The organism is Corallococcus sp. AB049A (genome assembly GCF_003668885.1).
Taxonomy (GTDB): Bacteria; Myxococcota; Myxococcia; order Myxococcales; family Myxococcaceae; genus Corallococcus; species Corallococcus interemptor.
The window spans coordinates 1-11,346 of sequence record NZ_RAWL01000284.1 but is presented as its reverse complement, the minus strand read 5'-3'; the positions used below and the strand labels follow the sequence as shown (position 1 = coordinate 11,346).

Genomic DNA, 11,346 nt, shown 5'->3' with positions numbered 1-11,346 from the left:
GCCCTGGCCGGGCCGGGGGCCGTCGTCGGGGAGGGGCTTTCCGCCACACCGTGCGTCTGGAGACGCAGGCTGCTCACGGTCCTCAAGCCCCTGTTCGCGATGGGTGGCCTGGGGATGCTGGGCACCCTGGTGCACAAGGCCGGCGCGGGGGAGCTGAAGACGACGCTCCTGGATGCGCTGCCGCTGCTCCCCTGGGTGGTGCTCATCGAATTGGGACGGCAGACCTGCGACGCCACGGCCACACGTCTGTCCTATGGCGCGCGCGCGGGCCAGGTGCCCCTGTCGGCCCTGGTGCGAGCGCAGCTGATTGGAACCGCGGTGTCGAGCATGGCGCCCGCGGGCCGCGCCGCCGCGGAGGCGACGAAGGCCACGCTGCTGACGCCCTACGCGGGAGGCGCGTCCGCGACGGCGGCGGCGGCCACGTCCCAGTCCGCGTCGCTGGGGGCCGGAGGGCTCATCTCCTTCCCCTGCGCGCTGGCGGCGTACCTGATGACGGGCTGGAGCGCGTTCACGGTGGCGATGCTGGTGCACGGGGTCGTGTTGCTGCTCGCGTCGCTGGGCGTGCGCGCGGGGCTGCGGGCGAAGCGGGTGGGCGCGTGGATGCGCAGGCGGTGCGGCAAGTGGGGCACCCACGCGGAAGCGTTCCAGGCCTCGCTGTGCGCCGGAGGGCTGTGTCCCTGGCGGCCCATGCTGGCGTTCCTGGGCAGCCGGGTGTTGCAGGTGATGCAGTACGCGGTGCTGGCGCACGCGGTGGGTATCGACTCGACGGTGGTGCAGGCGCTCTTCACGCAGGGGCTCTACCTGGTGGCGCTGGCGATGGGTTCGCTGGTGCCAGGACAGGTGGGGGTGACGGACGGGATGTTCTCACTGGCGGCGGGAGCGATGGGGACGACGGCGGCGAAGGCGATGTCCATCGCGCTGCTCGCGCACACGGTGCAGGCGGTGTTCGTGCTGGTGGGAGCGCTGACGCCGCTGGTGTGGCGAGCGAAGGCCAAGGTCGCGGCCGCCGCGCCGGTGGTGCCCCCCGTGCTGCCCGCGCCGGTGTACCGCTAGGTCCTCTTCGCCGCCTCGCGAACGAGCCAGTCACGAAACGCCACCAGCTTCGGCAGCGTGGCGCATTCGGGCCGGTAGACGACGTAGTAGGCGAGCACGGAAGGGAACTCGACCTCCGGGAACAGGCGCACCAGCCGTCCGGCCGCGAGGTCGTCATGCGCCATGATACTGCGGGCCAGCGCCACTCCCTGTCCGTCGATGGCCGCCTGCAACACCGAGGCGGAGTTGTTGATGCGCAAGCCCGGCTGCGTCTCGACGCCCTTCGCGCCCGCCTTCTCCAGCCATGCATCCCACGTGGCGAATCCCAGGCGCGCATCCACGGACCTGTCGTGGATGAGCCGCAGGCCGCGCAGGTCCGACGGCCGGCGCGGACGGCGGTTCTGCCGCAGGAGCGCCGGTGAGCAGACGGGATACACCTCCTCGTCGAGCAGCTTCTCCGCTGCCAGTCCGGGCCAGCTCCCAGCTCCGTAGCGCACGCCGATGTCCACTCCGCGAGCGGCGAAGTCGAGCAGGTCGGTGGACGCATCCAACCGCACGTCCAGCTCTGGCCATGCGGCCTGGAACCGCTCCAGGCGTGGCAGGAGCCACTTGGCCGCGAAGGCGGGGCTGACCGTGACGGTCAGCACCCCGGCCGACGAGCCCTCCTTCAGCCGGGCGGCGCCGATGCTCAGCCGCTCGAACCCCGCGCGGATGTCCGGCAGCGCCCGCTGGGCCGCTTCGGTGAGGACAAGCCGCTTCCGTCCGCTCGTGCCCCGGTGGAACAGCGGCGTGCCGAGCGCCTCCTCGAGGCTTCGCACGAGCTGCCCGACCGCCGCCGGGGTCACGTGAAGTTCAGAGGCAGCGGCGGAGAAGCTTTCGTGCCGGGCGCTCGCCTCGAAGGCGCGCAAGGCATTGAGGTGTTCGGGTGCGCTCATGGGCGGTCAAGATTTCCTTTGCCGGAAGCCAAGATCATCTCGATTGTGACCTCACTTGGTCAGGCGCATGAATCCTCTCGCTGACGAGATAGCTCATCTTCGAGGAGGGTGGGCGAGCCGTGGTCATCGGGCATCGGGAGGACAAACTCCAGGCCGCCGTCACGGAGCTGGCCGCGTTCGGTCCCGTGGAGGGCCTGCGCGCGGACATCACCTCGAGCGCCGAGAGGCAGGCGCTGATGGCCCGGCTGCAAGGGGAGCACGCCGACGCGACGCTGCTGGTCAACGCCGCGGGCGTCTTCCTGCCGAAGGCGTTCCTGGAGCACGAGGAGCGCGATTACGACCAGTACCTCGACCTCAACAAGGCGGTCTTCTTCATCACGCAGGCCGTCGCGAAATCCATGGTCGCACTGGGCAAGGGGGGCGCCATCGTGAACATCGGCTTGATGTGGGCCCGCCAGGCCATCCAGGCGACTCCCTCCTCGGCCTATTCGATGGCGAAGGCGGGACTGCATTCACTGACGCAGCACCTGGCGATGGAGCTGGCCGGCCATGGCATCCGCGTCAACGCGGTTTCGCCCGCGGTCGTCGAGACCCCCATCTACGTCCATCCGCTGGGCCGCGTGGGCCGTGCGGAGGATGTCGCGCGGACCCTTGCCCATCTGTTGTCGAGCGAGGCCTCCTGGGTCACCGGCGCCATCTGGGATGTCGACGGCGGTGTCATGGCGGGACGCAACCAGTACAACTGACTCCAGGCATCGCGGTGATGCGGAAGGAGAGGCGCGCGGATGAGCGGTCAGGCGAACCATGCACGGTTCATTCAAACCCTGCAGAAGGCACCCCGGGTGCTCACCGAAGGCTCCGTGGTCGAACGTCTGCGCCGCCATCCCGCGGGACTGTTGGATCCGCACGTGGCCAACGCGGGCCTCCTCTTCCACCTGGAGGGACGCGAGGCGCTCGCCGGCATCTACCGCGACTATCGCGACATCGGGTTGCGCCACGGCCTGCCCACGCTCCTGCTCACGCCCACCTGGCGCGCGAACGCGGAACGGCTCGCGCGAGCGGGCCTCACCGGCCGCGACGTTTTCGGCGAGGCGGTGAAGTTGCTCGCGGGCCTGCGTGAGGAGGTGGGCAGCCGGGGTGAGGGAGTCTTCATCGGAGGGCTCGTCGGGTGTCGAGGGGATGCCTACCGGCCCGAAGAAGCGCTCTCACGCGAGGAGGCCGCGGCCTTCCACGCGCCCCACGTTGAAGCACTGGCACGCGCCGGGGTGGACTTCCTCGTGGCGCAGGCGTTGCCGGCCCTCTCGGAGGCGGAGGGCCTCGCCCAGGCGATGGCGCGCACGGGCGCGCCATTCCTGCTGAGCTTCATCCTCCGTCCCACGGGGACGCTGCTCGACGGAACTCCGCTGGCCGAAGCCGTGGCGCGCATGGATGCCCTGCCTGGCGCGCGCCCGACCGCGTACATGGTGAATTGCGTCCATCCCTCCGTCTTCCGCGAAGGCCTGTCGCGCCAACTGGCTGCCTCGCCGTCCCTCGGTGAGCGGGTGGTGGGCCTGCAGGCCAATACCTCCCGCCTCTCGCCCGAGGAACTGGATGGGCGCGCGGAGCTCGACAGCGAAACGCCGGACGCATTCGCGAGGGAGATGGCGCGCGTCCACGAGGAATGCGGCACGCGCCTGCTCGGAGGGTGTTGCGGCACCGACGAGCGGCACATCGCCGCACTGGCCAGCGCCCTGACAGAAAGCGTTCCGGAGTGACGGCCAACGCGGTCAGCCAGGTCCGAGGCCTTCGGGCAGGGCCACCCCGGCGGCGGCGAACTTCAAAAACCTGTCCGACAGTCGGACAAGTTTCGGAGAACCGCGTCTGAGGCCCGCCGCCCCATCCAAGTAGCGGAAACCTGTCGGACAGTCGGACAGGTTCCCGGAAGCCCCTGGCCAGGGGCTCGCCTCATCCAGGCAGCGGAAACCTGTCGGACAATCGGACAGGTTTTTGGAGAACCGATGCTGGGGGCTCTGCGCCAGCCTGGCCGCAGAGACCTGTCGGACAGTCGGACAGGTTTTTGAGGACCGTGGCCGGGGAGCCTCCGTCCCATCCGGGCGGCTGAACTTGTCCGACTGTCGGACAGGTTTTTTGGAACCGCGTCAGACCGGCGGGGTACACCCCAGGCTGTTCGGGGGCTCAGGCCGGCCGGACCTGGACCGGCGTGCCGCTGAAGGCTGCGTTGCCGCTGACGACGTCCAGCGCCTGATCATCCGTGAGGTCGTTGATGCTGGCGCCTGCGTGCGCGCTGGCGACCTGCTGGCGGATGCCGGGACGCTGATGGCCGTAGCCGTGCGGCAGACTGACGACGCCGGGCATCACGTCCGCAGTGACGGCGACGGGAACGGTGACCTCTCCGACTCGCGAGCGGATGGTGGCGTTCGCTCCTTCGGTGAGCCCCAGGCGTGAGGCGTCATCCGGGTGCACCATGAGCGTGCACCGGGGACGGCCCTTCACGAGCCCCGGCACGTTGTGCATCCATGAGTTGTTGTCTCGCAGGTGCCGCCGGCCAATCAGCAGCAGTTCGCCTTCGCGAGGTGCCGCGTCGTCCGGGAAGGCGGCGCGAAGCCGGGCCACGTCCGCGACCAGCAGCTCCGGTGCAAGCTGGATGCGCTTGGCGCGGTTGCGGAGCCGGCCGGGCAGGCTGGGCTTCATCGGGCCCAGATCGATGCCGTGTGGCGCTGCGCGAAGCTTCGCGAGTGACAGGCCGTGCTTCTTGAGTGGATGGAAACGTGAGCCATACGGCCCCATGCGCAGGCCCAGGTCGAGGATGCGCTCCGGCCCCAGGCGCTTGAGGGCCTGGTGCTGGAGCTGTGCTCGGATGCTTCGTCCCTTGCGCAGGGTCTCCAGGCGGTGCTGGAGCTCCAGGACGATCTCCCAGTCCTGGCGCGCGTCCGGACCGGCGGCGAACACCGGCGGCGAATACTTCGCGGTGTTGCGCACGGCGAGCACGTGGAAGACGAGGTCGTAGTGTCCTCGCTCCAGCAGGGACGCGGGCGGCAGGATGTAGTGTGCGTGGCGCGTGGTCTCGTTGAGGTACGGATCCACGCTCACCATGAAGTCGAGCTGTCCCAGCGCCGTATCCAGCTGCGTGCCGTTGGGCGTGGACAGCACGGGGTTGCCAGCCAGGGTGATGAGCGCGCGGATGCGGCCTTCGCCCGGGGTGAGGATCTCCTCCGCGAGCGCCGCGACCGGTAGCTCTCCAGAGGACTCCGGCAGGCCCCGGACCCGGCTCTTCCAGCGGCCATGGCTGCCAGGGCTGACGCCGAACGCTCGAGGCCCGCCGATGAGGTCGAAGGCCGGAAGGGTGAAGAGCGCGCCGCCCTCGCGGTCCAGGTTGCCGGTGACGATGTTGAGGACGTTGATGAGCCATTGGCAGAGCGAGCCGAACGGCTGCGTGGACACGCCGACGCGGCCGTAGCAAACGGCGCCATCCGCGGCGAGGAAGTCCCGGGCAATGCCGCGAAGCACGTCCGGCGCGATGCCCGTGTGCGGCGCCGTGCGCTCCGGAGGGAAGTCGCGGACGAGCGGCAGCACGGTGTCCAAGCCGTCCACGAACGCCGCGAGCCGTCCCATGCGGTGCGCGTTCCCCTCCAGCACGACATGCAGCAAGGAGAAGAGCGCCAGCGCATCCGTGCCAGGACGGACGAAGACGTGCTGATCCGCGATGGCTGCCGTTTCTGTACGGCGGGGATCGATGACGACGACCTTGCCCCCGCGCTCCTGGATGGCGCGCAGCCGGGCGCGCACATCCGGCGTCGTCATCAGGCTGCCATTGGACGCGAGCGGGTTCGCGCCCAGCATGAGCATGTACCGCGTGCGGTCGATGTCCGGGATGGGCACCAGCAGCTGATGCCCGAACATGAGGTGGGCCGCGAGCTGATGGGGCAGCTGGTCCACGGACGTGGCGGAGAACCGGTTGCGCGTGCGCAGCGCGCGAAGGAGCCGGGGGGCGAACATCATCGCGCCCAGGTTGTGCACGTTGGGGTTGCCCAGGTACGCCCCCACACTGTTCGGCCCGTGCTCCTTCTGGAGGTCATGGAGCCGCTGGCTGATGTCGCGAAAGGCGTCCTCCCAGGACACTCGCTCCCAACCGGAAGCGGTGCGCTTCATGGGGTGGCGCAGCCGGTCCGGATCCTCGTGCAGGTCGCGCAGCGCCACGGCCTTGGGACAGATGTGGCCCCGGCTGAAAGGATCTTCCGCGTCGCCCTTGATGGACGTGATGCGCCCATCCGCCACTTCAATGCGTACGCCACACATGGCTTCACAGAGGTTGCAGGTGCGGAAGTGGACGGAAGCGCTCATGGGCGGTGAGCCTACGCCGCGGAACCAAAGGTGGGTCTGTCTCCAATGGGAAAGAGATATTCAGGACGCTATGTCCGCTGGCGGCTTGCTGAGGGAGCCATCGAGCCGTACGACCCCTTGGGGACTTCTTCATCGATGGCGAGGATGCTCGTGGAGGTGCTCGATGCCGAGGCAGGACGCGCTGGAATGGAGAAACCACTGATGCCCGAGTTGAGGGCGGTCGCGGCTGGGTGACAGACTGTTCCCCGCGATGGCTTTCCTGAACGTGGAGGTCCACGACGCCGAGGTCACGGGCGTGCGGATGGATCGGGCGCCTGGATGAGGCGGGACACGTCTACCGGCTGCTGTCTCGCGCACGCGAAAGCATCGCGTTCCAGGTGGCCTTCCGTACGTTGCCTCCGGAGTAGTCCCATCTCCCAGGTTTCACGACGCCCTGTGCCATCCGTCCCGGCTACCTGACAGCCGGGGAGTCACTTGAGCCCCCAACAGCCTTGCCTTGGGCGTCTTGATGCCGTCCAATGGTGCACAAACCAATGATCGCCGCCGTGGCGGTTTTCCAGAGCATGCGCACCGTTGCGATCACCGACTGTGGGAAGAGGGTGAAGGGGAAGGCGATGACGGGGACGGCGTGGACAAAGGGGGCGCGAGGGGTCGCGCTGGGGCTGCTCCTGCTGGTGGGCTCTGTGGCCCACGCGGGACAGGCGGGCGGGGTCAACATGCCGGATTCCCTCCAGGTGGAGGGCAAGACGCTGGCGCTCACCCACATGGAGCTGAAGAAGAAGCTCTTCTTCAACGTGTACGTGTGGAGCCTCTACATGGAGGAGGAGCCCACCTGCTTCAAGGAGGCCGTCGCCTCCAACAGCCTGAAGCGCCTGCACTTCCGCTTCCTGCGCACCATCACCAAGGACCAGCTGGTGGGCAGCTTCCGCGAGGGCCTGCGCCAGAACCCGGCCATGCGCCAGGACGCCCTCAACCAGTCCCTGGAGAAGCTCCTGTCGTCCCTCCATGACGTGCGCAAGGGCGACGACCTGGTCCTCACCTACCTGCCCGGCTCCGGCCTCCACGTCTCCGGCGGCGCGTCCGGCGGCGTCCACATCCCCGGCAAGTCCTTCGCCGACGCCCTCTTCAGCTCCTGGCTGGACACCCACCCCATCTTCCCCAAGTAGCCGGCTCGCCTGGCAGGGAAGTTGGGCCTCAAATTGGATGCGCGTTTCTCCTAGGCGGCGGGTCTGAGCGCGGTAGTCTCGGACCCACCAACATCCTTGTCAGGAGGAATCGCACCTATGCGGACACGTCTGGTTCTGGCTGCCCTCGTTGCCCTCTCCACGGGCTGCGTCTCGCAGGGGAAGTTCAACGAGAAGGCCCTGGAGGCGGAGGGGCTGACGAAGAACCTCACGGATGAGAAGGCGGCCCGCACGGCGGCCGAGGCGAAGGTGAAGGAGCTGGAGGAGAAGCAGGCCGCGCTGGAGCAGGAGAAGACCGCGCTGCAGACGCGCCTGGACGCCTCCGAGAACCGCCTCACCACCGCCGCGGCCGAGCGCCGCGCCCTGGAGGACAAGAACGCGCAGCTGGCCGCGCTCAACGACGAACTGGGGCGCAACGCCAAGAAGCTCGCGCAGGCGAAGGAGGAGCTGGAGAAGAAGAGCTCCGAGTACGAGAACCTGGCCCAGTCCCTCAAGCAGGAGATTTCCGACGGCAAGATTGAACTGTCGGAGATGAAGGGCCGGATGACCGTGCAGCTCAAGGACAAGATCCTCTTCGCGTCCGGCTCCGCGCGCGTGGGCAAGGAAGGGCAGGAGGCGCTCACGAAGATCGCCGACGCGCTCAAGACGGTGCAGGGCCGCATCGTGCGCGTGGAGGGCCACACGGATGACGTGCCCACCGGCGGCGGACAGTTCCCCACCAACTGGGAGCTGAGCCTGGCGCGCGCCATGGCGGTGGTTCGTTCGCTGCAGGACGCTGGCGTGGATCCGACGATGCTGTCCGCGGCGGGCTACGGGCAGTACCAGCCGCTGGTCCCCAACGACACGCCGGAGCACAAGAGCCAGAACCGGCGCATCGAAATCGTGCTCGCGCCCAGCCTCGGAGGGCGCTAGGACGGCGCGCGGGAGACCCGCGCACCCGTCATGAGAACGCTCCTCTGCGTCGTCTGTGTATTGCTTGCGACCGGAGCCGTGGCACAGGCTCCGGACGCAGGAACCCCCGCTGGCGACGCAGGCGCTCCCACGGGCGTGCTGACCAGGCCGCCCGCCCTCTTGCGTCAGGTCGAAGCCGCCTACCCGCCGGACGCCGCCGCCCAGCAGCTCGAGGGCACGGTGGTGATGTTCATCGACATCTCGGAGACGGGCGCCGTCACGAACGTCGAAATCACCCAGCCCGCGGGCCACGGCTTCGACGAGGCCGCCGTGGAGGCGGTGAAGCAGTTCCAGTTCGAGCCCGCGGAGGTGGACAACGTCCCCGCGCCGGTCCGCATCCAGTACGCCTACCAGTTCGTCTTCCGCGCGCCGGAAGCGCCTCCGGAGGTCTCGCCGGACGGTGGGGTCCAGGAGCCGCAGGGCCCGGTGAACTTCAGCGGCCAGGCGCTGGAGCGCGGCACGCGCAAGCCCCTGGTGGGCGCGGAGGTGGTGCTCACGGAACTGGACCGCTCCGCCGTCACGGACGACGAAGGGCGCTTCTCCTTCCGGGGCGTCCCCGTGGGCACGCACCCGGTGGTCGTGGTGATGGGCAACTACGACCGCTTCAAGACGCAGGAGACCATCGAAGAGGGCAAGGAGACGCGCGCCACGTACTACGTGCAGAAGCGCATCTTCAGCCAGTACGAGACGGTGGTCCGCAGCGACCGCGAGCGCAAGGAGGTGACGCGCACGACCATCACCGTGGCGGAGGTGCAGCGCGTGCCGGGCACGCAGGGTGACACGCTCAAGGTGGTGCAGAACCTGCCGGGCGTGGCGCGGCCCGCGTTCAACGGCGGCGCGCTGGTCATCCGAGGCACCAGCCCGCAGGAGTCCGGCGTCTTCCTGGACGGCCTGCGCATCCCCATCCTGTACCACTTCGGTGGCCTCACCTCCGTGTACAACTCGGACCTGCTGGAGGCGGTGGACTACCTGCCCGGCAACTTCTCCGCGTACTACGGCGACATCACCGGCGGCGTCATCAACGTGCGCAGCCGCGAGCCCCGCACGGACCGGTTCCACGCCACGGTGGGCATCAGCCTCATTGAATCCAACGCCGTGGTGGAGGGGCCCATCACGGACACGCTGAGCTTCGCCATTGGCGGCCGGCGTTCGTACATCGACCTGGTGCTCAAGGCGGTGCCGTTCGACGACGACAGCCTCCAGGTGGCGCCGCGCTACTACGACGCGCAGGCGAAGCTGGTGTGGAAGCCGGCGAGCCGCCACACCTTCACGCTGCAGGGCCTGACGTCGCGCGACCGGCTGGCGTTGCTGCTGGACCAGCCGGCGGATGGCGATCCCACCGTGAATGGCGGCCTGGACGTGACGACGGGCTTCAACCAGCTGCGCCTGCGGCACCAGTTCCGCGAGGGCAAGCTGACGCTCGACACGCACGCGCTGGTGGGCAACACCATCCTGGACTTCCAGATTGGCGAGCGCGGGCTGCGCATCGCGTCCACGGACCTGTATCTGCGGCCCACGGTGGAGTACGCGTTCAACGACAGCGTGACGGTGGCGGGCGGCCTGGACGTGGTGGCGAACCTGGCGAACGTGAGGGCCAGCATCCAGCAGCCGCCTCGGGAAGGTGAGCCTCCGTCGCCGCTCGTCACGGAGGACCTCATCAACATCGACGGGAAGTTCACCCAGTACTACCCGTCCGCGTGGGCGGAGGTGCGGTGGCGGCCCATCAAGGACCTCTTGGTGGTGCCGGGCGTGCGCACGGAGAGCTACGTCTTCACGGACCAGCAGGAGGTGAAGCGCTCGGTGAACCCCCGGCTCGCGGTGCGCTACGCGCTCACGGAGACGCTGACGCTGAAGGGCGGCGCGGGCGTCTACCACAGCCCGCCGGTGCAGGATGAGCCGTCGCCGGGGTTCGGCAATCCGGACCTGGGAGCGAAGCGGTCGCTCCAGTACAGCGTGGGCGCCGAGTGGCAGGCGCGGCCGGAGTGGTTCGTGGGCAGCGAGGTCTTCTACAACGACCTGGATGACCTCATCGTGCGCTCCAACGCGCGCGTCGTGCGCAACGGCGAGTCCGTGCCGGAGAACCTGAAGAACGGCGGCGTGGGGCGCATCTACGGATTTGAATTGCTGGTGCGCCGGGCGCTGACGGACCGGCTGTTCGGCTGGATTTCGTACACGCTGTCGCGCAGCGAGCGCCGGGACGCGCCGGACGCGCGCTGGCGCAAGTTCGACAACGACCAGACGCACGTGCTGACGGCCATCGCCAGCTACAAGCTGCCGAAGGGCTGGGAGGTGGGCGCGCGGTTCCGCTTCGCGTCCGGCAACCCGACGACGCCGGTGCTGGGCTCCAAGCGCGACGACACGTCGGACGTGTTCATCCCGTACTACGGGCGGGTCAATTCGCAGCGGCTGCCGTCGTTCAACCAGCTGGACATCCGCGTGGACAAGAACCTCATCTTCGACACGTGGAACCTGGACCTCTACCTGGACCTGACGAACGCGTACAACAACCAGTCGGTCGAGGGCGTGGCCTACAACTACAACTACTCTCAGCGCGAGTTCTTCAAGGGCCTGCCCATCCTGCCCGTGCTCGGCCTGAAGGGAGCCTTCTGACGCCATGCGCACTCCCGTCCTGCTGTCTGTGATTGCGTTGCTGGGCTCCACCGCGTGCAGCGGCCCCGACTTCGACGCCCAGAGTGAGATTCGCAGCGTGCGCGTGCTCGGCATCAAGGCGGAGCCGCCGGAGCTGGCGTTGGATCCGAACGCCTCCACGCTGCCGCCGCCGGTGACGTTCACCGCGCTGGCGGTGACGCCGGACGCGCGTCCGGTGACGGTGACGTACGCGCTGTGCCGGCCGGACGTGAACCCCTACGGGGACGTGGCGTGTCCGGGGGACAGCGGGGTGC

General features: G+C 68.8%; 8 protein-coding genes and 1 pseudogene. 7 read left to right on the top strand and 2 right to left on the bottom strand.

Translation table 11 applies throughout. The features are described 5' to 3' along the window. The coding region (locus tag D7X55_RS26425; RefSeq protein ID WP_306437749.1) for a lysylphosphatidylglycerol synthase domain-containing protein at window positions 1–1,053 on the top strand (1,053 nt) is incomplete at its 5' end. Here the strand turns inward: D7X55_RS26425 and gcvA are convergent. Next, entirely contained in the window at window positions 1,050–1,967 is a 918-nt protein-coding gene (gene gcvA / locus D7X55_RS26420) for a transcriptional regulator GcvA (protein WP_121724513.1), read from the bottom strand. The two genes, D7X55_RS26425 and gcvA, sit on opposite strands and share 4 nt — an antisense overlap. Before the next feature lie 95 nt (window positions 1,968–2,062). Here gcvA and D7X55_RS26415 point away from each other — a divergent pair, with 95 nt between their 5' ends. Together D7X55_RS26415 and D7X55_RS26410 are read left to right on the top strand one after the other, a co-directional pair. Next, window positions 2,063–2,713, top strand: a complete 651-nt coding sequence (locus tag D7X55_RS26415) for an SDR family NAD(P)-dependent oxidoreductase (protein ID WP_121724512.1) — start codon at window positions 2,063–2,065, stop codon at window positions 2,711–2,713. Between the two features lie 39 nt (window positions 2,714–2,752). Further along, window positions 2,753–3,721, top strand: coding sequence for a homocysteine S-methyltransferase family protein (locus D7X55_RS26410; RefSeq protein ID WP_121724511.1), 969 nt, complete (start codon window positions 2,753–2,755; stop codon window positions 3,719–3,721). A gap of 421 nt (window positions 3,722–4,142) precedes the next feature. Here the strand turns inward: D7X55_RS26410 and D7X55_RS26405 are convergent, their stop codons facing one another. Beyond that, window positions 4,143–6,308: a molybdopterin oxidoreductase family protein gene (locus D7X55_RS26405; RefSeq protein WP_121724510.1), complete on the bottom strand. Its 2,166-nt coding sequence runs from the start codon at window positions 6,306–6,308 to the stop codon at window positions 4,143–4,145. Between the two features lie 563 nt (window positions 6,309–6,871). Between D7X55_RS26405 and D7X55_RS26400 the strand changes: the two genes are divergently transcribed. The 4 genes and pseudogenes from D7X55_RS26400 to D7X55_RS26385 form a co-directional block, all read left to right on the top strand. Then, window positions 6,872–7,474: a chalcone isomerase family protein gene (locus D7X55_RS26400; RefSeq protein WP_233610077.1), complete on the top strand. Its 603-nt coding sequence runs from the start codon at window positions 6,872–6,874 to the stop codon at window positions 7,472–7,474. A gap of 117 nt (window positions 7,475–7,591) precedes the next feature. Beyond that, the gene (locus tag D7X55_RS26395) at window positions 7,592–8,404 is read left to right on the top strand and encodes an OmpA family protein (RefSeq protein ID WP_120546124.1); all 813 of its coding nucleotides are present in this window, start codon (window positions 7,592–7,594) and stop codon (window positions 8,402–8,404) included. A 30-nt stretch (window positions 8,405–8,434) separates the two neighbouring features. Continuing rightward, window positions 8,435–11,053 carry a TonB-dependent receptor domain-containing protein gene (locus D7X55_RS26390; RefSeq protein WP_121724509.1) on the top strand — a complete coding sequence of 873 codons (2,619 nt, stop codon included), beginning with the start codon at window positions 8,435–8,437 and terminating at the stop codon, window positions 11,051–11,053. A gap of 4 nt (window positions 11,054–11,057) precedes the next feature. Continuing rightward, window positions 11,058–11,346: pseudogene (locus D7X55_RS26385) on the top strand (hypothetical protein); the annotation flags it as partial.